General features: G+C 62.1%; 20 protein-coding genes. 12 read left to right on the plus strand and 8 right to left on the minus strand.

Features of this window, described 5'->3' with window-relative positions; translation table 11 throughout:
* Window positions 1-59: 59 nt before the first annotated feature.
* A complete protein-coding gene (locus K9U40_RS02210; protein WP_208299731.1) occupies window positions 60-1,409 on the plus strand; it encodes a tyrosine-type recombinase/integrase in 1,350 nt (449 codons plus the stop codon).
* 23 nt (window positions 1,410-1,432) lie between these two features.
* On the opposite strand, the gene K9U40_RS02215 is transcribed toward K9U40_RS02210, so the two are convergent.
* Window positions 1,433-1,633, minus strand: coding sequence for a helix-turn-helix transcriptional regulator (locus tag K9U40_RS02215; protein ID WP_133863626.1), 201 nt, complete (start codon window positions 1,631-1,633; stop codon window positions 1,433-1,435).
* Between the two features lie 129 nt (window positions 1,634-1,762).
* The gene (gene traA, locus K9U40_RS02220; protein WP_282888618.1) at window positions 1,763-4,720 is read right to left on the minus strand and encodes a Ti-type conjugative transfer relaxase TraA; all 2,958 of its coding nucleotides are present in this window, start codon (window positions 4,718-4,720) and stop codon (window positions 1,763-1,765) included.
* 171 nt (window positions 4,721-4,891) lie between these two features.
* On the opposite strand from traA, the gene K9U40_RS02225 reads away from it, so the two are divergent.
* Both K9U40_RS02225 and K9U40_RS02230 read left to right on the plus strand, forming a co-directional pair.
* Window positions 4,892-5,218 carry a conjugal transfer protein TraD gene (locus K9U40_RS02225; RefSeq protein WP_282888633.1) on the plus strand — a complete coding sequence of 109 codons (327 nt, stop codon included), beginning with the start codon at window positions 4,892-4,894 and terminating at the stop codon, window positions 5,216-5,218.
* A 1-nt stretch (window position 5,219) separates the two neighbouring features.
* A complete protein-coding gene (locus K9U40_RS02230; RefSeq protein ID WP_282888619.1) occupies window positions 5,220-5,438 on the plus strand; it encodes a conjugal transfer protein TraD in 219 nt (72 codons plus the stop codon).
* A gap of 16 nt (window positions 5,439-5,454) precedes the next feature.
* On the opposite strand, the gene K9U40_RS02235 is transcribed toward K9U40_RS02230, so the two are convergent.
* Genes K9U40_RS02235 through K9U40_RS02245 form a run of 3 tightly spaced genes read right to left on the minus strand, consistent with a single transcriptional unit; the run spans window position 5,455 to window position 7,903 of the window.
* Window positions 5,455-6,195, minus strand: a complete 741-nt coding sequence (locus K9U40_RS02235; protein WP_282888620.1) for a hypothetical protein — start codon at window positions 6,193-6,195, stop codon at window positions 5,455-5,457.
* Complete coding sequence (locus K9U40_RS02240) at window positions 6,192-7,109, minus strand: nucleotidyl transferase AbiEii/AbiGii toxin family protein (RefSeq protein ID WP_282888634.1); 918 nt, start codon at window positions 7,107-7,109, stop codon at window positions 6,192-6,194. Before K9U40_RS02240 ends, K9U40_RS02235 begins: the two co-directional genes overlap by 4 nt.
* 5 nt (window positions 7,110-7,114) lie before the next feature.
* On the minus strand, window positions 7,115-7,903 hold the full coding sequence (locus tag K9U40_RS02245) for a type IV toxin-antitoxin system AbiEi family antitoxin (RefSeq protein ID WP_282888621.1): 789 nt from the start codon (window positions 7,901-7,903) through the stop codon (window positions 7,115-7,117).
* Between the two features lie 293 nt (window positions 7,904-8,196).
* On the opposite strand from K9U40_RS02245, the gene K9U40_RS02250 reads away from it, so the two are divergent.
* From K9U40_RS02250 to K9U40_RS02290, 9 genes are all read left to right on the plus strand, one after another.
* Entirely contained in the window at window positions 8,197-8,394 is a 198-nt protein-coding gene (locus K9U40_RS02250) for a helix-turn-helix domain-containing protein (RefSeq protein ID WP_282888622.1), read from the plus strand.
* Entirely contained in the window at window positions 8,391-10,763 is a 2,373-nt protein-coding gene (gene hsdR, locus K9U40_RS02255; RefSeq protein ID WP_133863619.1) for an EcoAI/FtnUII family type I restriction enzme subunit R, read from the plus strand. The genes K9U40_RS02250 and hsdR overlap by 4 nt, the downstream gene beginning before the upstream one ends.
* A complete protein-coding gene (locus K9U40_RS02260) occupies window positions 10,750-12,903 on the plus strand; it encodes an N-6 DNA methylase (RefSeq protein WP_282888623.1) in 2,154 nt (717 codons plus the stop codon). The genes hsdR and K9U40_RS02260 overlap by 14 nt, the downstream gene beginning before the upstream one ends.
* Complete coding sequence (locus K9U40_RS02265; protein ID WP_282888624.1) at window positions 12,900-15,518, plus strand: AAA family ATPase; 2,619 nt, start codon at window positions 12,900-12,902, stop codon at window positions 15,516-15,518. The genes K9U40_RS02260 and K9U40_RS02265 overlap by 4 nt, the downstream gene beginning before the upstream one ends.
* Before the next feature lie 70 nt (window positions 15,519-15,588).
* Window positions 15,589-16,083, plus strand: coding sequence for a DUF4231 domain-containing protein (locus K9U40_RS02270; RefSeq protein WP_133863616.1), 495 nt, complete (start codon window positions 15,589-15,591; stop codon window positions 16,081-16,083).
* Complete coding sequence (locus tag K9U40_RS02275; RefSeq protein ID WP_133863615.1) at window positions 16,083-17,066, plus strand: hypothetical protein; 984 nt, start codon at window positions 16,083-16,085, stop codon at window positions 17,064-17,066. Before K9U40_RS02270 ends, K9U40_RS02275 begins: the two co-directional genes overlap by 1 nt.
* Window positions 17,063-17,779, plus strand: a complete 717-nt coding sequence (locus K9U40_RS02280) for a hypothetical protein (protein WP_133863614.1) — start codon at window positions 17,063-17,065, stop codon at window positions 17,777-17,779. Before K9U40_RS02275 ends, K9U40_RS02280 begins: the two co-directional genes overlap by 4 nt.
* The gene (locus K9U40_RS02285) at window positions 17,776-18,369 is read left to right on the plus strand and encodes a 7-cyano-7-deazaguanine synthase (RefSeq protein WP_133863613.1); all 594 of its coding nucleotides are present in this window, start codon (window positions 17,776-17,778) and stop codon (window positions 18,367-18,369) included. The genes K9U40_RS02280 and K9U40_RS02285 overlap by 4 nt, the downstream gene beginning before the upstream one ends.
* Window position 18,370: 1 nt before the next feature.
* Window positions 18,371-18,871, plus strand: coding sequence for a TIR domain-containing protein (locus K9U40_RS02290; RefSeq protein ID WP_133863612.1), 501 nt, complete (start codon window positions 18,371-18,373; stop codon window positions 18,869-18,871).
* Between the two features lie 238 nt (window positions 18,872-19,109).
* Here the strand turns inward: K9U40_RS02290 and K9U40_RS02295 are convergent, their stop codons facing one another.
* The 3 genes from K9U40_RS02295 to K9U40_RS02305 form a co-directional block, all read right to left on the minus strand.
* Window positions 19,110-19,412 carry a hypothetical protein gene (locus K9U40_RS02295; RefSeq protein WP_282888625.1) on the minus strand — a complete coding sequence of 101 codons (303 nt, stop codon included), beginning with the start codon at window positions 19,410-19,412 and terminating at the stop codon, window positions 19,110-19,112.
* Between the two features lie 112 nt (window positions 19,413-19,524).
* On the minus strand, window positions 19,525-21,357 hold the full coding sequence (locus tag K9U40_RS02300; protein WP_282888635.1) for a DEAD/DEAH box helicase: 1,833 nt from the start codon (window positions 21,355-21,357) through the stop codon (window positions 19,525-19,527).
* A gap of 872 nt (window positions 21,358-22,229) precedes the next feature.
* Entirely contained in the window at window positions 22,230-22,709 is a 480-nt protein-coding gene (locus K9U40_RS02305) for a c-type cytochrome (RefSeq protein ID WP_282888626.1), read from the minus strand.
* Window positions 22,710-22,731 lie beyond the last annotated feature (22 nt).

Consider the following 22,731-nt stretch of genomic DNA (forward strand, 5'->3'; position numbering starts at 1 on the left):
TCCGGTACCAACAGCGCCTGTTGATGGTATCCGTTCGCCCCCCGACCGGATGCGGATTTATGAGCGAACTCACTGATAAAGAACTGAAAAATCTCAAACCGAGGGCCAAGCTCTACAAGGTGACGGACCGCGACGGGATGTACGCGGCCGTCACCCCGACCGGGGTCATTTCGTTCCGGTATCAGTATCGGGTGAACGGACGGCAGGAGGTCTTGACCATCGGCCGATATAGCGCCGAGGCGGCGCGCAAGCTGACACGGGCGCCCGACGCGCTGGAATACGGCATGGAGGTGTCGCTTGCGGAGGCAAGGTCGCTGCTGGCGCGCGCCCGTCGTCAGGTCGAGAGGGGCGAGTCGCCGTCAAAAGCCAAGGTAGAGAAGCGCACCGCGTCAGCCGAGGCTTTGACGTTCGGTGGGTGGGCGGAAGCCTATTTCAAGCATAAGGCCGATCCGAAGTCAGGGGCCGAGAAACTGGCTGACAGCACATTGGCCATGCGCCGCTCGGTCTATGATCGCGCCATCGCGGGAGAGTTGTCGAAGCTCAAGCTCGGGGAAGTGACGCCGCAGCGCCTCAAACATCTGTGCGACGAGGTCAAGGAGAAGCGCGGGCCGGCCGTCGCCGTGCATGTCCGCGAGGTCGTGTTGCTGGTGTTCCGTCATGCTCAGGGAAGCGGGCTGGACGTGAGCAATCCGGCCGAGTCGATCCGCACCAGCGCTATCGCCACCTTTGAGCCGCGCGAGCGCGCCCTTTCGCCCTCCGAGGTCCGCGCGGTCCTGGCGGCCTTGGATCATGTGTCGGCCGCGCCCACGCTACGCTTGGCGGTGAAGTTTGTCCTGCTGACCGGCGTCCGCAAGTCGGAGTTCATCGACGCCACTTGGAAGGAAATCGACTTCGCCGCCGCACGCTGGACGATCCCGGCCGAGCGCATGAAGGCAGGCAAGGCGCATGTGGTCCCGCTGAGCGATCAGGCTCTCGACATTCTGACAGTGTTTCGCACGATGTTCGGTACCAGCCGATACCTGCACCCCGGCCGATACGACAGCGATACGCCGATCAGCAATGCCACCCTCAACCGCGTGATCGACACCGTTGTGGAGCGCATCCGGGAGACTGATCCTGATTTTCAGAGCTTCGGCGTTCACGATCTCCGTCGCACATTCTCGACCGGCCTGAACCGCGCCAAGTTCGATGATCGCTGGATCGAGATGAGCTTGGCCCACGCGCCCCGGAACCGGATCGCCGCCGTCTACAATGTGAACCGCTATCTCGCCGAGCGGAGGATCATGCTTCAGTGCTGGGCTGACATGCTCGACGCTTGGGTAGACGGGCGATCCGCGAAGGATCTGATCGCCGACGCAAAACAGCGCGCCGCCGAGGTTCACGATGACGAATTGGATGATGATCTCTGAGCGATGCTTCCCCGTCCATTCTGTCAGTCATTGGTGGCCCGCCATCGGGGCGGATCAGCAACCCATCGGTTGATGTCGGATTCCCGCCAGCCGGCACCATTTGTGCTGATCTTCAGTTGGGCGGGGAAAGTGCCCTCGGCGATCTTGCGGTAGATGGTGGAACGGGACAGGCCGGTGCGGGTAAGGACGGTCTTGAGGCGGATGATGCGCTCTGGTGTCTGCATGGCGGTGCTGCCTCCTGCTGGGCGCGCCTGATGGCGCCTGACCAAGACAAGGCATGGAGCCGCCGACGGGCAAGAGGAGGAACGACGCCGGTGTTTTCTGGCGGATCGGCGGCGGTACATCGGATGGGTCTAGAGTCCAAGACCACGGCTGCGGTCGAAATCGATGCCGTGGCTCTGGGCCAGTTCACGACCAAGACTGCGGCCTGTGTCGAGGCTGATGCCGAGTTCCTTCCTGCGAGCTGCGAGCAAGGATTCGAGTTGCGGGTCGCGCTCCAGGCTCCGCGCCATGTCGCTCATCTGGACGCGGGTGGCCTTGTAGCCGGAGTAATCGCCGTCGCTGTACTGGCGGTGACGCTGCTGGTCGAGCTTCTTCCAGCGCTCGACAAATTGACCGGCGCGGCGCTCCGGATCGGTGCGGATTTCCGTTTCAAGCTGGAGGGCGCGAATGGTGCGATTGAGCTTGCCGCCGGCCGCCTCGTGTACCAGCTCCGGGTTCTTCTCGTAGGCCGCTTCCGCGTCCCGCCAGCCATGAGGGCGTAGCTCCTCGAAGGCCTTGCGGGCGTCAGAGAGTTCGCGAATCTGCTCGGGCGTCCCCTGGCCGGTCCCGTCGGCCGTAGAGAGGATCGCGTCCCACGCGCGGGCATGCCGGACGAGCGCGCGGGTTCGCGCCTGCCGCAGCACCGCCTCCGGATCTTCGGGAGGCTCCTGGGCGATCGGCCTGACTCTGTTTCCTGGCTCCTCGCGCAGGGCTGGTGCGTCCTGTGCAATGTCTACGGACGGCCTGAGCGTGTCGACGAGGTCTCGCAGCTTTTCCGGGACCTTGCGCACCATCTCGACGACACGCTGGCGGAAGGTGATGCTGCGGCGCTCGGCATAGTCCTGCGCCGGATCGGAGCGCGGATAGTCCGACGCCATGTCCTTGGCCCGTTCACGCGACAGGGTGCGCACCAGCCGGTCGCCATCCGCGAAGTCGTCGCGGCCATAGTGCAGCTCCATGCCGTCACGATGGCGCGACAGCGCGACATAGCTGGAATGGGCATCCATGCCGGGCGTGGCGAGCACATGGGTGCGGTCCACGGTCATGCCCTGCGCCTTGTGGATGGTGGCGGCATAGCCATGGTCGATGCGGTCGTAGTCCTTCAAGTCAAAGGCGACGGATCGTCCATCATCAATACGCACGGACATGGACTGCGCGCTGACCTCTTCGATGGTGCCGAGCGTGCCGTTCTTCACCCCGAGCCCGCGCTCGTTCTGTAGGAACATCACGCGGTCGCCACGGGCGAAGGAACGCGCGCCGCGCTCGACGGTGACGCGCACCTCCTCGCCGAGATCGCCCGCCTCCCGCATCCGCTCGCGGGCGGCCTGGTTGAGGGCGCGCACCTCTTCATTGGTGTGGGTGAGGATGATGCGACTGCTATCAGGCGCGACCTGCCGGCCACGGTCCCAACGTTCGATCAGCTCGCCCCGCGCCTGCTCCCGCGTCTGAGCGGCATGGACCATGCCGTTCCTCTCATAGGTATGAATCGCATCGCCGATCCGGCCGGTCGCCAGATTGCGCGTGGCGTCGCGCTGCCAGTCCGCGCGCTGGCGGCGCACCTCGCCGATCTCGGCGCCGCCGTGACGCTCAACAAGCGAGCGGAAGGCGGCGCCCGCCTCGATCGATTGCAGTTGCTGCGGATCGCCAACCAGCACGACCTTGGCGCCAACGTCAGCGGCATGGGAGAGCACGCGCTCCAGCTGGCGCGTGCCGACCATGCCGGCCTCGTCAATCACCAGAACATCGCGTGAGGTGAGCAGATCCCGGCCTTGGCTCCAGCCATGTTCCAGGCTGGCAATGGTGCGGGACGTGATGCCCGATCCGCTCTCCAGATTCTCCGCCGCGATGCCGGACAGCGCGACGCCGCGAACCTCCAGGCCGGCCGCCTGCCAGGCCTCACGCGCGACACCCAGCATGGCGCTCTTCCCCGTCCCGGCATAACCGACGACTATGCCGAGATCGCGCGTGCCGGTGATGTGCGCCAGAGCGTCAGACTGCTCACCGGAGAGAACAAGGCCGCGCTGCTCAGCACGCTGAAGTGCCGCCTCCCTCTCTATATCCTTTACGGCATGGCGCTCGCGCTCCGCCATGAGCCCGGCAGCCCTGTGCAGACGCTGCTCGGCCTCGATCATCTGACGCGTGGTGAAGCGGTCCTCGCCGCGTCCGTCCTTGCCGAGCTCGATGAGATCGGGCGCGCGGCCCATTGCGCCTATCACCGCGTTGAACTGCTCGATCCCGTCGCTGTGGCGGTGCGCGAAGCGCGCCATGTCGCGCCGGGTGAAAGTCGATTGCTGATGGGTGATCGCATCCAGTGCCAGTGCCGGATCGGCGATGATGCGCGCGCCATTGCCGCGCGCGATCTCCCGGTGAAGCTCCGACCGATCGGCTGTCTCGATCCCTTCCGCTTCGATCCGCTGGGCGGGCGCGCCGATCTGGCTCTGCGGCTCCAGCGCGATGCCCTGCGCTTCCAGGCTGCGATGATCGATGCGCGCGTCGATATCGAGCTCGGCCAGCCGCTCATTGGCGAGTTCGGCCCAGCGTTCGCGCCAGCGCTCGACCATCTGGGTCGCATTCCACTCCCGCACCTTCGGACCGAAGCTATCCTCGTCCACCGAGCGCATGGTGAGCATGACATGGGCATGGGGTTTCGCCATGCCGTCCGCGCCAATATCCCAATGCACATTGAGATCGGCGACCATTCCGAGATCGACGAACTCCGTCTCAACGAAGTCACGCGCGAGCGCGATGCCCTGTGCCTGGCTCATCTCGCGCGGCAGGGCGAACTCGACCTCGCGGGCGAGCTGCGCGTCTTTCCTGACCTCGAAGGCTTCGACATCGTTCCACAGCCGCTCACGGTCGCGCCACATCTCGGGCGCCCCGTCGGGCAGCAACACCTCTGAGTGCACGACACCGCGCTTGGACGAGAAGTCCTGAACGCGATCAATCCGCGTGTCGCGCAGCCGCGAGGCCGAGCGATAAGCGGCGGACGCCACCGCGCTGGAGCCGGCCCTGCGGCCGATGACCTTGACATGAAGATGATAAATCGCCATCGCGATCCGAACATCACCACGGCGAAGTGCGCGTCGGAACGACGTATAAGCGCGCCCTCGAAACTATTTTCTCGGGACTGATCGCGCCGTTCCAGCCCGTCCCGTCACCCTTACAGCATTTCGGCAGGCGCTCAACTATCATCGCTCCATCGACAGCTTATGGAGACGACGATGCGCAAACCACGGGACTTCGATGCAGAACTGAAATCGCTGGAAGACAAGGCGCGAGACCTGAAAGCACGCAAGGTGCAGCAGCTTGGCGAACTGGTCATCTCGACCGGAGCCGACGCTCTTAGCGCCGAGGAACTGGCGGGCGCGCTGATCGTGCTGGCCGAAATCAAGGACGCCGGAAAGAGGGAGGCATGGGCGAAGCGTGGCGCCGCGTTCTTTCAGGGGCGGGCACGCCGAACTGCATCAGCGTCTGAGCTCGACGTTGGTGGCGCTCAACCGCAACCGGGCGGCGCGCAACCGGCATCAGGGAGCGCGGGCGCGGAATGATATGCGCACCTGGCAGGTCGAGCGTCGCAGGCGGACGCGGCATCTGATCGAGCTTGGCGGCCTCGTGGTTAAGGCCGGGATCGTGGACCTGACCGGCGATGATCGCGCCATGATCTACGGCGCACTGCTCTGGATGGCCGACAAGCTCCGAAGCGAAGAGCGCGACAAGGCGCTGGCGCTGTGGGCTGCGAAGGGAAAGCAGGGGTTCGACGGTGGCTGACGTGATTGTTCCTGTGTCACTCAGCAGTCTTTTCCTGCTGTCGCTTGATCTCATTCAACCGCTCGGCCTGCGGTTTCGTCTTTGCAAGGACGCGCCGAGTTGCGTCCACGTTCAGCCATCTTGGACCTGCGGTAATGCCCACCTGTTCCGCTTGCAAAAGTAGCGCCTGCTGTTCCTCGAAAGTTGACGAGCGCCGATATACGAGGTCGGCAGCTTGCGCGACAAGCTCGTCCAGAGAGGAAGAGTGTCCGCCGAGCGAATAAATATCTTCGGGCGTTACAGCGTCGATTTCCAGAACTACTTCAGATTGGCTATTTTTCCAGCGACCAGCCCCATCGCTATAGCCGTTGATCGCGTTCCTGTTCCGCTCTATCGCCTCAGTGAAGGCAGGATTCCGGTATAGCTTGGACAGGTTGACGATGACGCTGCAAGGTGGCGGGTGAAGGCAAAGGATCGTTCCCTGATAACCTTGACCTTCCGGCGGAACGCCGCCCTTGAAGGCTTTGGCTACCTCGATGGATGTGGTCCACGAGGAAATCTTTTCGGACAATCTGTCCTCCCCAATGAGGTCCCAGACACCGCCCTTCGGCAAAGCGATCTGCCGGAAACAGCACAGCGCGCTGGAGCGATATTCTGGAGGAAGGCTTGCACAGGCAGCTTTCAGTGCAATGCCACGCTTGCGGTTCTGGCTGGCGTCGCCGCCACGCTGCCAATCACTGATAGCCTGCAATAGCGGCAGTTCAAAAACGTAGCTCATGTGAACAGCACCTTTTCCAGCGCATCGGCCAGCTCGCGCCGTTTGGCATCGGGCAACTGGGCGAGGTTGCGCTGCTTCCACATGACGGCGGGCAGATGCTGGGCTTCCGGTATCCCGAGAAGTGCCCAATCCGGTTCGCCGCGTTTGAAGCCGGCAAGGAAGTGCCGATGGTCTTCCGGCATTTCGGCCACGATCGCGGCGATGATCGCTTCCCGCGCTGCATCAAGGTCCGCAAGCGCGACAGGCTCCTGAGTCATGCCGGCGAAGCCGCGCGCAAACTCCTCATCCAGCGGTTTGCGGGTCGGGGCGAGAACTTCGGCCATCGGACGGTTGTGACTGATGACGTAGACCAGAAAGGCGCGCCGCAACTCGTCGCCGACGCCCTCGTTTGCCAAGAGGCTGCGCACGTCGAAGAGATCGCGCGGGTGCTGGCGGTCGAAGGCCGCCACGATCTTGCCCGCGTAGAGGTCGGCGAATGACACGACCTGCATTTCGGCGAAGCCGAAGGCGTCTTCGACAACGGGCACCACGCTCATTACAACGGGATCATAGACCGCACCACGGAGCACTGGCGTCACCTCGATCTTGATCTGCACGCCGCTCGCCCGGACGATCAGCTTGGTGACGATATTCTCGTCGGCGGAACGTGAAGCATTGACGCGCGCAACAGGGATCGCCCGCTCGATCCGTTCCTTGATCCTCATCATGGCGGCGTTGATTGCCGCGAGCGATGCGGCCCGATCTTCGACCGGCAGATAGGTCAGGTCGATGTCCACCGAGAGGCGCGGCATGTCGCGCACGAACAGGTTGATCGCGGTGCCGCCCTTGAGCGCGAAAGTCCGCTCCTCCGCTACGAAAGGAAGGACGCGAATGAGCAGGGCGACCTGCTGCCGATATGTGTCCAGGAAGGCCATGAACTTCACGGATCTCCAAGATCGGACGGCACGGTGATGTTGTAGCGCGGATCGAGCTTCCCGCCTTTAGCGAGGACGCGCTTGCCCGAACCCAGATCGACGCGGGATACATCGAGCCGGGATCGCCACGCATGGCGGTGGCGGTCGGCGAAGTAGAGAAAAAGCCGCTTCACCTTCACGCTGGCGCAAGCCTCAAGTAGGGCTTGCAAACGGCGTGGGCTCAGATCGCTCAGCCCCTCCATCAAGGCGTCGGCCTGATGAAAACTTTCATGCTCGGGCAGTTCGTCGAGCAATTCGAGAATGGCCCGCTCCTTGCCGGAATAGCGGACAGGTAAGGTCAGGCCGCCGGCGCTGACCATGACCGGGTTTGACTCGGGCGGTGCGTCGGAGCCGCCGGGAAACAGCCGCACGCTGTTGTGCCAATGAAAGGTCACGTCGAGCGGCAGGTCCGCCAGCCAGGTCGGCGGCCGCTTCGGCCCGTAGAGGTGAACCTCGCGCACTACTGTCAAAAGGTAGTGGGCGTAACCCTGCTGTTCGAGCGCGGTACGCCCGCCGACGGTCAGCGGAAGGTCCAGAACCGTCTGGAGCGAGACGGCCACCTGCTGCCAGGTGAGTGGCGTGCGCGACCGGCGATAGACCCGCCGGGCCGGGCTATCGAGCCAGCCCGCGCGAACATACTGGCTGCGCAGCGCCGATGAATAGCCGTGGGCCTCCATCCAGGCGGCATCGGCCAGGAGCCCTTCCGGGAGCTCCTGCTGGAGTCGGTTTAGCTTACCGCCAGAACGCATATTCATGCTTGGCATTTTTGTCGATTTGCAAACCGATGTCGAGTTCGTACTTTTCGCGATTCGCCAAGCCTCTCTTAGCGTTTCACGAATCCGACAAACCATCCCTCAAGATCGATGAGGTGGCCGCCTACATCGGACCATCCTTAAAACGCCGCTTTCAGAGGGGAATCTTCAACGTGATGCTGCGGCAGCCCCAGCCCAACCTGCGCGGCTTGCCCCAAGATGGGAAGCTACCGCTACCTTCCCTGATTTTCTCCGATCTTCTATAAACTTCCTCAACCACGTGTCACGATGGGCGCATGGACGACGAAATCCTGACGATCCGGGAAATGGCGGAACTTCTCAAGATCAATGAGAAGACCGCCTACAAGCTTGCCTCGGCAGGCAAGATTCCTGGCTTCAAGGTCGGCGGATCGTGGCGATTCCAGCGGCAGGAAATCGCAAACTGGATAAAGCGTAAGGTTGAGGAACAGCAGGGTGGCAGCGGGGGCGCATGACAAACGAAGCCGACACCTGCCGAAAAATCGTTGTGCCCAAGCTGCAATCGGCGGGGTGGGATAACGAACCTCATTCTATCGCCGAGCAGCGCACCATCACGGATGGCCGCGTCATTCCCGTAGGCAAGGGTTTCGTCCGCAAGCCGCCCAAGCGGGTCGACTACCTGCTGCGCTACACGCGGGACTTCCCGCTTGCCGTAGTCGAGGCAAAGGCCAGTTACAAATCCGCGACTGATGCCGTGCAGCAGGCCCGCGACTATGCGGAAATCCTCGGGCTCAAATACGCCTACGCCACCAACGGCGCCGAGATCATCGAGATCGACTATTTCAAGGGGACGGAAACGCGCGTCGCCGACTTCCCTACGCCTGACGGCCTTTGGCGGCGCTATCAGGCGGGTAGCGGAATCGACACTCCCGAGCAGGTGGAGCACCTAATCGCTCCCTACAACACGGTCGGCGGCAAGCCGCCCCGGTACTACCAGCAAATCGCCATCAACCGGACGGTCGAAGCGATCCTCGCCGGGAGGAAGCGCCTGCTTCTCACGATGGCGACGGGAACGGGCAAGACCATAGTTGCCTTCCAGATTTGCTGGAAGCTTTGGTCGAGCCGCTGGAACCGGACTGGGGAGTATCGCAAGCCGCGCATCCTGTTTCTCGCGGATCGCAACATCCTCATCGACGATCCGAAGGACAAGACCTTCACCCCTTTCGGGGATGCTCGCCACAAGATCGAATCTGGCGAGATCGTCAAAAGCCGGGAAATGTATTTCGCCATCTATCAGGCGCTTGCAGAGGACGAGCGCCGCGTAGGGCTTTTTCGCGACTATCCGCCGGACTTCTTCGACCTCATCATTGTCGATGAATGTCACCGGGGAAGCGCGCGGGATGACAGCTCATGGCGCGTCATCCTTGATCATTTCAATCCCGCTTACCAGCTTGGCATGACGGCCACGCCTCTGCGCGAGGACAACCGCGACACCTACCTCTATTTCGGCAATCCGATCTACGAATATAGCCTGCGGCAGGGCATCGACGATGGCTTTCTCGCGCCTTATCGTGTTCATCGCGTCGTCACACAATGGGACGCGGCCGGATGGCGGCCGAGCAGAGATGAGGTTGACCGCTTCGGCCGGACGATCCCCGATGACGAGTACCAGACCAAGGACTTCGAGCGGACCATAGCCTTGCGTGCCCGGACGGAGGCCATCGCACGCCACCTGACCGACTTTCTCAAGAAGACCGACCGTTTCGCCAAGACCATCGTGTTCTGCGTCGATCAGGAACACGCCTCGGAAATGCGGCAGGCGCTGGTCAACCTCAATGCCGACCTTGTGGCGCAGTATCCCGACTATGTGGCGCGCGTCACCGCCGACGAGGGCGCCATCGGGCGCGGCCACCTGTCCAAATTCCAGGACCTCGAAACCAAAACGCCGGTTATCCTCACGTCGTCGCAGCTTCTGACGACCGGCGTCGATGCGCCGACCTGCAAGAATGTCGTTCTGGCGCGCGTCGTTGGCTCCATGAGCGAGTTCAAGCAGATCATCGGGCGCGGGACGCGCCTGCGCGACGATTACGGCAAGCTGTGGTTCAACATCCTCGACTACACCGGCTCGGCCACCCGCATGTTCGCCGACCCGGACTTCGACGGCGATCCGGCCCGGATCACGGAAGAAGAAGTGAACGACGACGGGGAAACCACCGCGACGACGGAAATCGTCCCCGAAGGGCAGGAGCCGGAACCCGCCCCGCCCGATGAAGGCGAACCCGGCGTGATCGAACCGCCGACCGGCGAGCCGCGCAAATTCTATTTCGACGGCGGCCAGGTCGAAGTCGTGGCCCATCTGGTCCACGAGCTTGATCCGAACGGCAAGCAGCTTCGCGTCGTCAAGTACACCGACTACGCCGCCGAAAGCGTGCGGTCATTGGCTCCGACCTCCGCCGAGCTTCGCAGGCGGTGGGCGGACGCGGACCAGCGTAGCGAGATCATCGCCGCCCTGGCCGAGCGCGGGATCGACTTCGACGTGCTGGCCGAACAGACCGGCCAGACCGATGCCGACCCCTTCGACCTGCTTTGCCATCTGGCCTTCAACGCGCCGCTTCGCACAAGGCGCGAGCGGGCGCAGCGCCTCAAGGCCGAGCGCAAGGATTATTTCGAGAAGTTCTCCCCCGAGGCGCGTCAGGTGCTCGACGAGCTTCTGGAAAAATACGCGGAGCACGGCGACGCGCAGTTTGTCTTGCCGGACGTGCTCAAGGTTCCGCCCATCTCAACTCACGGCCAGCCCGCCGAAATCATCAAGCTGTTCGGTGGCCCCGATGAGCTTCGCCGGGCCGTGACCGACCTGCAAGGACTGCTCTATGGCACGAACTAAGAAAAAGAACGGCGCTGACGCCGCACCGATGACAACCTCCCAGATGCTCGGGAGTTTGCTGAACTCCGCGCGCAAAATCATGCGCAAGGACAAGGGCTTGAACGGCGACCTCGACCGTCTGCCTCTGCTGACATGGATCATGTTCCTTAAATTCCTCGACGACCTTGAGCAGCAGCGTGAGGAGGAAACCGCGCTATCCGGCAAGAAGTTCAAGGCCGCCATTGAGGCCCCGTATCGCTGGCGCGACTGGGCCGCCAATCCGCAGGGCATCACGGGCGACGAGCTTCTGGCCTTCATCAACAGCGAAGAGGCCGTGCGCGCAGATGGAGCGAAAGGCCCCGGCCTGTTCGCTTATCTGCGCTCTCTCTCAAGCTCCAACGGCGACAACCGCCGCGACGTGATCGCCACCGTGTTCAAGGGTGTCGATAACCGCATGAAGAGCGGTTATCTGCTGCGCGACATTATCAACAAGGTAGGCGGGATTCATTTCACGTCGTCGGACGAGTTGCACACCCTCGGCGCGCTCTACGAATCCATGCTCCGCGAAATGCGCGATGCGGCGGGCGATTCCGGCGAGTTCTACACGCCGCGCGCCGTCGTCCGCTTCATGGTGGAAGTCACCGATCCTCGCCTCGGCGAGACTGTCCTCGATCCGGCCAGCGGCACGGGCGGGTTTCTGGTGGAGGCGTACAACCATCTTGAGAAGCAGGTGAAGACCGTCGCCGACCGCAAGCGCCTGCAAAACGACACCATCGCCGGCTGCGAACCCAAATCCCTGCCTTATCTGCTCTGCCAGATGAACCTGCTGCTGCACGGGCTGGACGCGCCGCAGATCGACCCCGGCAACGCCCTGCGCTTCAAGCTCTCCGAGATCGGCGAGAAAGAGCGTGTTGATGTGATCCTCACCAACCCGCCCTTCGGGGGTGAGGAAGAGAAGGGCATCCAGGGCAATTTCCCAGAAGACCGCCAGACGGCGGAAACGGCACTGCTGTTCCTCCAGCTCATCATGCGCAAGCTCAAGCGACAGCCGACTTCCGCCGGTCGCCCGGCGCGGGCTGCCGTGGTCGTGCCGCATGGCAGCCTTTCATCCCCAGGTGTTGCCAAGCGCATTCGCGAAACGCTGCTTGGCGATTTCAATATCACTGCGATAGTGCGCCTGCCTCATAATGTTTTTGCCCCATACACTGACATACAATCGAACGTCATATTTTTTGAGCGCGGCGAACCAACGCAATCAATCCTCTACTGCGAACCGTCCCTTCCGCTCGGCTACTCGCTCAGCAAGACCAAGCCCTTGCTTTACGAATGGATAGAGCCGCTCAAGACGCTCATAGCGTCGAGGCAGGAAACAGATACATCTTGGCTTGTTCGGCGGGACGACCTCGACGAAAATCTCAATCTCGACATCAAAAACCCCCGCCGAAAACTCAATTCTTTGGCGGACCGGGGAAACCTTGAAACCCTCGCTGCGCAAATGCGCTCGTATGCCGACGAGGCCGATGCCATCAAAGCCGAACTGGCGCAGGTCACGGAATTGATAGGACAATCGCCGTGGGAATTGCTCGACAGCCACACTTATGAATCGGACGAGCGGATCGGTGAGGACTATTCACCCGAAATGCCGCTCTTGGGCGTCTCTGCCGAGGAAGGGATTACCAATCCGAAGACTGCTATCGGCAAGTCGCCTGAACGATACAAGGTGCTGCGGACGCATTACCTTGCCTACAACCCCATGCGTATCAATATTGGGTCTATCGGCGTTGTCCGAGACGATACGCAGCAAGGCATCACAAGCCCTGATTACGTCGTCTTTTACTGTGGGCCAGACCTATTGCCTGAATATGTATATCACTATTTGAGAAGTGAGGCGGGTCGTCACGAAATAAATCTGAAAACAAAGGGATCAGTGCGGTTCAGATTGTATTTTGAACAGCTATCCAAGATTAAAATACCCGTGCCAAAAAACATTGAGACTCAGCAGCGGTTTGTAAATGCCTGTAACAGGCTTGAAGACCTGAAGAAGATGCTTAATGCCGCCGCTTCGTCGGCGACAGATTGTCTTAACGCGGCCACACGCTCCAGCTTTCTCCTTGAAGGCGGCAAGCCTTCAAACACCTCAACGGGGAGCAGGGCGGCATGAGCGTCGCGACCACGCCATCCGCGCCCCTGACCGAAAAGGCCGCCCTCGCGGACCTCGTGACGTGGGCAGAGAAGCGCCCCGCGTGGCAGAGAGACGCCCTTCGGCGCTTGGTCACAGGTGAAACGCTCGACGATCAGGTGATTGTGGAACTTACGGAGCTTTGCCTTGATCCGGCGCGCACCCATACGCCGATTGCACAATCGCATATTGTGGCTGAAACCAGCGCCGCAGAGCCGATTTCCCTCGTTTCGATCAAAAATCCAACCGCCATCAACGCGCTTGCCAGCCAGCAGGAGCTGTCCTTTGAGCCTGCCGGGCTGACGGTGATTTACGGCGACAACGGTTCGGGAAAGTCCGGCTATGTCCGCGTCCTGAAGCACGCATGTCGGTCGCGGGACGAGAAGTTCGCGATCCACAGGGATTTGGAAGACAAGACCGACACGCCGCAATCTGCAGAGATATGTTTCACGCGGGGTGCGAACACCGACCAATTCAATTGGACGCCCGACGGCGAGCCGCACGGCGACCTGCCATCGGTCAGCATCTTCGACTCCCGAAGCGCAAGCATCCATGTCGAAAGCACCAACGAGGTAGCCTATATCCCCCGGCCAATGCGGTTGCTGGAGGCGCTGGCGGATGCTTCCGACCGCATTAAAACGGCGCTCGACGGCAAGATCGCAACGCTCAAGAGCCAGGTTCCGCTTGCGATTTCAAACCCCTCGCTGAGCAGGGAAACGGCTGCCGGCAGCTACGTCTTCGGGTTGAGCGCGAAATCCAACATCCCGCAGCTTGATAAACTCGCCGCCTTCAGCAATCAGGAAACCGGCCGCCTCTCCACGCTGGAAACCGACTTCACTCAAGACCCCAAGCGCGCTGTGGCGCGGCTTGATAACCAGCGCGGCGAAGTGGAGCGCATCCGGACGACCCTTCAAACCCTAATTGGCGCGACGAGCGCGGCGGCGTTCGTGGAAATCAATACACTACGAAAGACCCACGGCGATGCCGTGGAAGCCGCGTCGTTAGCATCGCAACAGCTATTCAGCGCATCGCCGTTGCCCGAGGTAGGCCAAGCCGCCTGGCAAAAACTGTGGGAGGCCGCCCGCACCTATGCGGACACCGTGGCCTATCCCGGCAAGACATTCCCTTCGCGCGAACCGGATACGCTTTGCGTGCTTTGTCAGCAGCCCCTCGGAGCTGACGCAATGGTGCGCCAGCAGACATTCGAGTCGTTTGTAAAAAGCTCGACGAAGGCTGATGAAGCGACGGCGCGCGCGAAGCTGGATGCTGCGCTCACGCAGTTGAAAGGGCAGATGCTGCGCCATGGCGATGTGCTGAAATCCGGCAAATTCCTCGCCACCGAGATCGGCGATGCGGCGCTTGCCCAGCAAGTCCGCCGGGCCTTTGTCGTGGTGCTTTGGCGGCTTCGGGCAATGGTCAGGGCATACGGCGAGCCCAGGCCGCTTGGCGCTGATCCGCTCCAGGCACTTACGGCGCTCGCAGCCGATCTCAAAACCCGTGCCGCGCAGCTTTCCGCCGATACGCAGAGCGACGACTACAAGAAACTGAAATCCGAATACCTTGAACTCAAGGACCGTGCCGCCCTTGCGCCGCTGCTCCCGGACATCAAGGCACATATCGCGCGCCTCAAGGACATCGAGTCAATCAACACCGCGCTCAAGGCCACCGCCAAAAAGCCGATCACCGATAAGAACAAAGAACTCTCGGATCGCATGGTGACGGACGCGCTACGCGGTCGGTTTGCGCGCGAGATCGGAAAACTGAAACTGGCCAGAATGCCGGTCGAGCTTCGCAAGGAGAAAGACCGGCAGGCGGTGTCGTATTTTCGTGTTGCGTTGGTGGAGAATCCTAGCGCCAAGGTCGGCGAGATCTTCAGCGAAGGCGAGCACCGCTGCGTCGCGCTCGCCGCGTTCCTCGCCGAGCTGGTCACGGCACAGCGTTATTCCGGCATCGTTTTCGACGATCCAATGTCATCGCTCGACCACATCCACAGGGGCGCGGTTGCGTCGCGGCTGGTGGAGGAAGCGGAACACCGCCAGGTCGTCGTATTCACGCATGACCTCGTGTTCCTGTACGAACTTCGCCGCGAAGCGGAAAAGGCAAACCGGCCAATAGCGTTTCGCAATGTCCGTCGGCAGCAGGACAAGCCCGGCTACATTGAAAACGAGTTGCCGGACAAGGCGAAATCCGGACTTGAGATGTGCAACGCCCTGCGGTCATCTCTCAAAGCAGCAAAACCCGGCTTTGACAAGCTGACGGATACGCAACGCACCATCTTCCGCAAAGGCACTATTGGTCAGTTGCGCGATGCCTGGGAACAGGCAATCTCCGACTATATCCGGCCCGTCCTTGAACGGTTCGACAACAAGGTCAAGCCGACCTCGATGTTCAAGCTCGGCATTCTCACAGAGGACGATGTGAAGCACGTGATGGCGGCCCAATCGAGGCTGTCCGAAGACCTTCATTCGTCAGCACAGGCGTTGAATCCCGAAGCCGTTTCGCTTGATGAACTGCTTAATGAGGTCAAGGCGCTAGAAGACTGGATTCAGTCCATACGTGACCGCCAAAAGAATGCGGTGAAGCCTGTGCTGAGCTAGGACGCCGCCTAATTAGATGCCGTGCTTTCGAGCATTCTTGGCAAGGCGTTCAAAGGAGATTTGTGACGACATGGCAGACGACAAGAAGAATGCTAATCCCGAGCCGCCGGCGCCTGAGTCAGTTGCGGCGCACCCGGCATGGTTCCGGCTCGTCGATCAGTTAAACTGGTATGATCGCAAGAGCCAGCACGCCCAAGGGTGGTATAAACGCTTGAAAATCGCACAGTTCGCGTCTGCGGCACTGATTCCAGCAACGAGTCTGTTGCCTGCGGAGTACGCCAAATGGGCCGCATCAGCTTTCGGCGTCTTGATTGCCGTTCTGGAAGCTGTTCAGCAGATGAATCAGTATTCGACTCTTTGGTTCAGCTACAGGGCAACGGCAGAGCGTCTCAAGCACGAAAAATACCTCTTCCTTTCTGCCGCAGGCCCCTACAAGGGCTTAGCCGAACCCGAGCGGCTAGTTGCGTTGGCTGAAAGGGTCGAAGAGCACGTCTCGACCGAACACGCCAACTGGTTCAATGAAACCCGCCGCGCCGCCACGGTGCAGAAGTCGGAGGGCGCGTGATGCCTGTCGCGCGCCCCACTGAGCTGGCCATCGGAGCACGGTCGTTGCCGTTGCCCGTGTACTTCCCATCCATTTCTTCGGTGAAGACGGCGCTACGCCCGCTGGATTATTTACAGTTGCTATCGTCTCTGGGCGGGCTGAACGGCCAGTTTCTGGTATCGGCCTTCGATCTCGCAGGCGTCGATCAGCCGCAGTCGGCCCAACAGGCACTAAGTGCTGCTCGTCAGGCGGGCATCATCACGTTGATGGATTCCGGCAACTATGAAAGTTTCTGGAAGGACGCGCAGGCAGATTGGAAGCAAGCAGACTTTCACAAGGTTCTGGCCGATTTCCCTTGCGATCTGGCCTTCGGCTTCGATGAGCAACAGCCACCAGCCAACGCGGACGATCACGTTGCCTTGGTCGCCGAACGCTGGCAAGCGGATCAAGCCGCTGCGGGTTGCTGCCAAATCATTCCCATCGTCCACGCCCCGGCCGGTGAATTGCCGGCGCTGTGCGCGGCTGTCGCCGCCAAGACTGGCGTCACGATGCTGGCGATTCCAGAACGCAGGTTGGGCGACGGCGTTCTGGAGCGTGCCCGTGTCGTAAAGTCCATTCGGACGGCCTTGAATGAACTCGGGCGCTACGTCATTTTGCACCTGCTGGGCACTGGCAACCCCATTTCCATCGCCCTTTACTCGGCGATGGGTGCCGACAGTTTCGACGGGTTGGAGTGGTGCCAGACGGTAGTCGATCATGAATCTGGCCTGCTTTATCATCTTTCGCAGGCCGATTTCTTTGCCGGACAGACCGCGTGGGGTGATGACGACAAGCTGTCGTTTCAAGCGCGCGCGTTGGCCCATAATCTGGAATTCTTCTCCGATTGGATGAGAAGACTGCGCGACGCGGTGAGCCAGGATCGCTTGCCGGAATTCTGCCGATCCAATCTGCCTTCTCGCGCCCATCGCCACGTTGCCGATGTTGCCGGCTGGAGTCAGCCATGACCGTGGACATCATCAACCAGACCATACGCGCGATGTGTCTTGAGGTCGAGACACATGCATCTGCGGCGCAGAACTGGCAGCAGATGGCGGAAGAAGAATTTCTGTACGAAGCGGCGATCTGCATTTTCGGCAGCCAGATGGTTTTCGAGATGGCGGTAGCAACGGCGGATCGGCTACGTGAAAAGAAGTTGCTCCAGCCTGCACCGCGCGGACGAAGCGTCCAGGTTATTGAACGAAAGGTTGTTGCGGCTCTATCCGATCCACTGCCTGTTCCTGCGCGCAACGGGACGCAACGATGGGTTCGGCCACGCTTCAAGAACCGACTTGCGTCCTTGCTGGCCAAGACCATCGTTGAAATTTATGGGCAATCCCAAACGATCCGTGGATTTTTATTCGATGCGCGGAATGCGAGGGAGGCCCGCGAGACCCTGATGCACCACGTTTGGGGCTTTGGCCCTAAACAGGCCAGCCTCTTTCTACGCCGTGTTGGCTACTGCGCCGACCTAGCCGTTCTGGATGTCCATGTGTTGGACTATCTGGAACTGGCGCGCGGCCTGTCGCTCTCGCCCAGCAAGTTGGGGCGCCTCTCGCTCTATGAGGAAATCGAGGACACATTTCGGGAGATTTCTGCTGAATTCGGCCATTCGATGGGTTGCGTCGATTTGGCAACCTGGCTCACGATGCGCGTAGCCAAGAAGGAAGCTTTCCTATGAGCTTCGTGAACCTGGTTTCCGGTGGCCTTGATTCGACGCTGGTCAGCGTGATGGCGAAGGAAGAAGGTATAGAGCAATTCCCGCTGTTCGTTGACTACGGTCAACGGGCAGCCAGCAGGGAATGGGAAACTTGTAAGCTTGTCCACGATGCCTTGGGCCTTCCGGCGCCGACGAGGATGGATTTATCGGGTTTCGGGCGCGTCATCGCATCTGGCCTGACCCGTCAAGACCTCGATGTTAAAGCCGATGCGTTCACGCCCGGCCGCAACCTGATGTTCTTGCTGATGGGCAGCGCGTATGCCTATCAGCAAGGCGCATCATCGGTGACGATTGGCCTGCTGGCGGAGGAATTCAGTCTGTTCCCCGACCAGAAACGGCAATTTGTGGCTCAGGCCGAAGCCACCATCTCCGCAGCAATGGGGCAGCAGATCAAGGTGCTCACGCCATTGATCGAGTTCAGCAAAGCTGATGTGGTCAGGCTGGCGCAGGCCAAGGGCATCACGGGCACCTACTCGTGCCATACCGGCAATTCAGAACCTTGCGGGCGGTGCATCGCCTGCTTGGAGTTTCAATTCGACAAGGGGAAATGACATGGGTGGAGGCTCGGGCGGCGGTCTTTCTAGCTATGACATCAAGCGCCTTGAAGAACAGGCAAAGCGGAAGCTATCTGAGGCGAAAGGTGACGCCAGCAGGCACGTTTTCATTAGCTTCAACCATGAAGATTTAGACGAAGTGAACCTGCTTCGTGGTCAGGCGAAGAATGACAAGGTCGATTTGCAGTTCGACGACCATTCCGTCAAGGAGCCGTTCGATAGCGCCAACGCCGACTACATCAAGCGCCAAATCCGCGACAAGATCGACCGCTGCTCGGTAACGGTGGTGTATCTCTCCGATAAAGCGGCCTCCAGCAAATGGGTGAACTGGGAAATCGAGGAGAGCATCAAGCGCGGCAAGGGCGTCATTGGCGTCTACAAGGGAGACAAGTCCCCGACCAATGTCCCGCCAGCGTTCCAGCAGAACGGCTGCAAGTCTGTGAAGTGGGAGCACGCTGCGCTGATGAAGGCCATCGAGGATGCGAGCACGAAGCGATAGCCGGTGGGCGTTCTTTCTGGAGTGGTATCCGGTGGCGCTGCCGCAGCGGGCTGGGTGAGCGCCTCCGCCATCCTCCGAAGCTCAAGCTCTTTTAGTCTGCATTCTCGCGACGCTCGTTTATGATGTAGAATGCGCTTATGGCGGGATGACTGCTGTAGAGAATCCGCGAATCCAGCGGCCTTACCCTGGTGGTATCGCAGTTGGTATCGACATTGGTCATGGGCGGAAAGCTCAATAACTACAACACCAACTCAAACCCATTGACCATCGAGTGGGAATGATTCAGCCCCATCCGAACGCAGCCGATTTTACGCCAGAGCGTGACGCGGAAGATCGCGACGATCCTTCTCTTCCCGCCCCGGCATGCGGGAGGGAGCGAGCGAGCGAGAAGATCGGGGAGGGCGTTGCCTGAAGGCAACGCGGTTGCGTCGCCCGGGGTGACGGCCGACTGGGCCATCCACGCTTTTCCGTAGAACTTATCATTCTGATGCCACATACGAATGTGGTGGAAACCGTTGACATATGTGGCGACCACGGCCACATGCGGCCCCTCCAGATCGCTCCGGTACTCCTGAGGCCCGGAAAGGCTCGCCGGCGCGCGCATCTTGCGTTCGGCCGGAGCACATCCGGTCCCGGATTTAAGGGCGGAGCGCTCAGGGGCGTCTGGGCTTCCTGCCGGCCGGCCGGCCCTCGGACGGATGCGGGCGCGGTCCGGCGCCACGGCCGGGAGGCTTCGGCTCGCGCCGGGTCTCGGACCCCGACCTGTCCTGCGCCGACTTGTCCTGCGCAGGTTTGTCGCGGAACGACTTGCCCCTTGCCGGCTTGTCCTGCTGCGGCGTCCAGCGCGGCGCCTTGGTCCGGCCGGAGCGCTCGGGACGGCTCGCCGGGGGGCCGCCGGGAAGCCGCTCTATGACCACCTCGGAGCCGTCCGGCTTCAGCGCGGCCGTGCTGAAACGGTCGAGCGCGGCGGTGGCGACCTCGAATGCGGTCTCATTGTCGAAGATGCGGATGGCACCGATATCCTCGCGCGTCACGTTCCCGCGACGGCAGATCAGCGGCAGCAGCCAGCGCGGGTCCGCCTTGTTGCGACGACCGATATTGAGGCTGAACCAGGCCCCGCCGGCAGCGCCAGGCGGCCCGTCGAGCCCGCGCTGCGCGGCGCGGTCGCGGGCACCGCGGGGCTCGCCGGGATCGGCGACCTCCTCAGGAGCCGGCAGGCCGGCGCGATAGAGCCGCACCAGCGCGGCGACCAGATGCTCGGCCGACTGTTCCGCCAGCAGCGCGCGGGCGACAGCGGCATCCTCCTCGCTCGGCTCGTCGGTCAGGAGAGGATCACGCAGCATCCGCTCGTGATCGAGTCTGCGGATCTCGTCAGCTGTCGGCGGCCCCGACCAGGCGGGGGTGACACCCAGCCCGCGCAGCAGATCCTCGGTTCGCCGGCGGCGGAACGGCGGCACCAGCAGCACGCTGACGCCCTTGCGGCCGGCCCTTCCGGTGCGGCCGCTGCGGTGCTGGAGGCTCTCGGCGTCGTTGGGCAGGTCGGCATGGATCACGAGGCCGAGGCTCGGCAGGTCGATGCCGCGGGCCGCCACGTCGGTGGCGACGCACACCCGCGCCCGCCCGTCCCGCAGCGCCTGGAGCGCGGCGTTCCGCTCGTTCTGGCTCAGCTCGCCGGACAGCGCCACCGTGGAGAACTGACGTTCCTGAAGCGTCGCGTGCAGGTGCCGCACGGTTTCGCGCGTGTTGCAGAACACGATGGCGCAGGGCGCATCATAGAAGCGCAGCAGGTTGACGACGGCGTGCTCGATTTCCTTCGGCACCACGCGGATGGCCCGGTACTCGATGTCGGCATGGCCGCCTTCGGCGCTCGCGACCTCGATGCGCAGCGCCTCGTGCTGGTAGCGCTTGGCCAAGGCCGTGATGCCCCGCGGCAGGGTCGCGGAGAACAGCAGGCTGCGCCGATCCGGCGGCGTCGCGTCGAGAATGAACTGGAGGTCCTCGCGAAAGCCGAGATCGAGCATCTCATCGGCTTCATCGAGCACGACCACCCGCAGCCCGGAGATGTCGAGCCGGCCCCGCTCCAGATGGTCGCGCAGACGTCCGGGGGTGCCGACGACCATGTGGGCGCCCCGGCCGAGCGCGCGCTGCTCCTGGCGCGGGTCCATGCCGCCGACGCAGGAGACGATGCGCGCGCCGGTCGCCGCATAAAGCCACTCGAACTCGCGCTGGACCTGGAGGGCAAGCTCCCGGGTGGGCGCCACCACCAGCGCCTGCGGCGCGGTCGCCGGCCCGAAGCGCTCATCCGTGCCCAGCAGCGTGTCGGCCATCGCAAGGCCATAGGCCACGGTCTTGCCCGAGCCGGTCTGTGCCGAGACGAGGAGGTCGCGTCCCGAAGCCTCGGGCGCCAGCACGGCGATCTGCACCGGTGTCGGGTCGTTGTAGTCCCGCTCGGCGAGGGCGCGGGCAAGCGCCGGGTTCGTCGTCATGAAGGGCACGGCTGGTTCCGCCTATCTCGTGGTGTCGTCAGGCGTCGAACGGGAGCCATCGGAAGGGGTTGGGGGCGTCGTCTCAAATCGAGCAGACCGGCCTGATAGCACGACTGCCGTGACCTGATCCAACGGCGACTGTCGGGATCCCGATCAACCGGCCGTCGCGGAGGGCGGGCGCTCCATGGTCTCGCGGGGCGCCCCGAGCATCGGCGTTCTGAATGACGGACGCCGGCGAGAGGTGCCCCGGCGGCCGTTCTGCCGTTGCCCGATCAGCTACGATGCAAGCTGATCGGCCCGTGCTCCTTAGAGCGCGATCCGAGCAAATTGGATCAATTTGCTCGGTGAATCGCCCTCTAAATGCAAGAAAGAGAACGCGTTCTCCGATCAGCTTGCGATGCAAGCAGATCGGCGCGTGCTCTAGAGAGACTGTATGGAAAATCCGGCGGGCTTATGCATGTCGCTGGAAAAGAGCCGTCGTCATGCCCGGGCTTGTCCCGGGCATCCACGCCCTGGGTCTGGGAAAGACCCTGGAACAGCCGGAAACTCGGCCCGGCGTGGATGAGCGTTCAGGACCAGCGCGCCGACTGCCAGCGCCGCAGCAGTGACGATACCGCGACGGGACGGAAGGCTCTTGGACATGGCGATCTCCTCACCTTGACCTCCACCGGCTTCCGGCGGGACTGAGGAGAACATCAGCATGGGCGCTCGGGCGGAATTTTGATGGACCGCACAAGGCGACCCATCTCGCGCGCCGGGATCCGCCACATCAATGAGTTGTGGTTCGAGGTGGTGGGCCCGGCCCGCGTGAGGAAAACGCGTCACCACAATACCGAAGAGCGCTTCCCCGACGCCATGAAACGGGAAAGGCTTCAGGGGCTGATGACCGTCATGTAGAGCCCCGCAGGCTTTTCGCCCGGGCCGGTTATGGCTGGCACCTTGTTCGAGATCGGTTTCAGCGACTTCAGGTAGAGCGCGAGCGACATGGCATCCTGGGGCGTGAGCCTGCTGTAGGAATGCCACGGCATGATGGGCGCCAGCATCCGGCCGTCCGGCCGCACCCCCTTCGTGATGGCCCGGACGATCTCGGCCGTGGACCATCGCCCGAGGCCGGTCTCGTCATCGGGCGTGAGGTTGGGCGGGAAGAAGATGCCGGCATCGGGGATCTGGAAGCCCACGTCACCACCGGCCACGACCCGGGACATGTCGGGCTTGCCCAGCATGGAGCCCGGCGTGTGGCAGCCGCCGCAATCCATGATGGTCGCCAGGTATCCTCCCCGCTTCACGTCCGCATGGCTGCTGGTGGGGACCCCCACCAGCATGAGGGCAAGGGCAATGACGCTTGTGCGCATGGTGTATCCTCCGTTACCGTAG

The sequence above is a fragment of the Xanthobacter autotrophicus genome, assembly GCF_030015065.1.
In the GTDB taxonomy this organism is placed as follows: domain Bacteria; phylum Pseudomonadota; class Alphaproteobacteria; order Rhizobiales; family Xanthobacteraceae; genus Xanthobacter; species Xanthobacter autotrophicus_D.

What these genes read in the sequence shown, in the direction of transcription:
- K9U40_RS02230 (WP_282888619.1), top strand. Translation starts at nt 5,220, where the DNA reads ATGCGCACCTGGCAGGTCGAGCGTCGCAGGCGGACGCGGCATCTGATC.
- K9U40_RS02305 (WP_282888626.1), bottom strand. Translation starts at nt 22,709, where the DNA reads ATGCGCACAAGCGTCATTGCCCTTGCCCTCATGCTGGTGGGGGTCCCC.
- K9U40_RS02300 (WP_282888635.1), bottom strand. Translation starts at nt 21,357, where the DNA reads ATGACGACGAACCCGGCGCTTGCCCGCGCCCTCGCCGAGCGGGACTAC.
- K9U40_RS02270 (WP_133863616.1), top strand. Translation starts at nt 15,589, where the DNA reads ATGGCAGACGACAAGAAGAATGCTAATCCCGAGCCGCCGGCGCCTGAG.
- K9U40_RS02215 (WP_133863626.1), bottom strand. Translation starts at nt 1,633, where the DNA reads ATGCAGACACCAGAGCGCATCATCCGCCTCAAGACCGTCCTTACCCGC.
- K9U40_RS02235 (WP_282888620.1), bottom strand. Translation starts at nt 6,195, where the DNA reads ATGAGCTACGTTTTTGAACTGCCGCTATTGCAGGCTATCAGTGATTGG.
- K9U40_RS02210 (WP_208299731.1), top strand. Translation starts at nt 60, where the DNA reads ATGAGCGAACTCACTGATAAAGAACTGAAAAATCTCAAACCGAGGGCC.
- K9U40_RS02225 (WP_282888633.1), top strand. Translation starts at nt 4,892, where the DNA reads ATGCGCAAACCACGGGACTTCGATGCAGAACTGAAATCGCTGGAAGAC.
- hsdR (WP_133863619.1), top strand. Translation starts at nt 8,391, where the DNA reads ATGACAAACGAAGCCGACACCTGCCGAAAAATCGTTGTGCCCAAGCTG.
- K9U40_RS02265 (WP_282888624.1), top strand. Translation starts at nt 12,900, where the DNA reads ATGAGCGTCGCGACCACGCCATCCGCGCCCCTGACCGAAAAGGCCGCC.
- K9U40_RS02260 (WP_282888623.1), top strand. Translation starts at nt 10,750, where the DNA reads ATGGCACGAACTAAGAAAAAGAACGGCGCTGACGCCGCACCGATGACA.
- K9U40_RS02275 (WP_133863615.1), top strand. Translation starts at nt 16,083, where the DNA reads ATGCCTGTCGCGCGCCCCACTGAGCTGGCCATCGGAGCACGGTCGTTG.
- K9U40_RS02285 (WP_133863613.1), top strand. Translation starts at nt 17,776, where the DNA reads ATGAGCTTCGTGAACCTGGTTTCCGGTGGCCTTGATTCGACGCTGGTC.
- K9U40_RS02245 (WP_282888621.1), bottom strand. Translation starts at nt 7,903, where the DNA reads ATGAATATGCGTTCTGGCGGTAAGCTAAACCGACTCCAGCAGGAGCTC.
- K9U40_RS02250 (WP_282888622.1), top strand. Translation starts at nt 8,197, where the DNA reads ATGGACGACGAAATCCTGACGATCCGGGAAATGGCGGAACTTCTCAAG.
- K9U40_RS02240 (WP_282888634.1), bottom strand. Translation starts at nt 7,109, where the DNA reads ATGGCCTTCCTGGACACATATCGGCAGCAGGTCGCCCTGCTCATTCGC.
- traA (WP_282888618.1), bottom strand. Translation starts at nt 4,720, where the DNA reads ATGGCGATTTATCATCTTCATGTCAAGGTCATCGGCCGCAGGGCCGGC.
- K9U40_RS02290 (WP_133863612.1), top strand. Translation starts at nt 18,371, where the DNA reads ATGGGTGGAGGCTCGGGCGGCGGTCTTTCTAGCTATGACATCAAGCGC.
- K9U40_RS02280 (WP_133863614.1), top strand. Translation starts at nt 17,063, where the DNA reads ATGACCGTGGACATCATCAACCAGACCATACGCGCGATGTGTCTTGAG.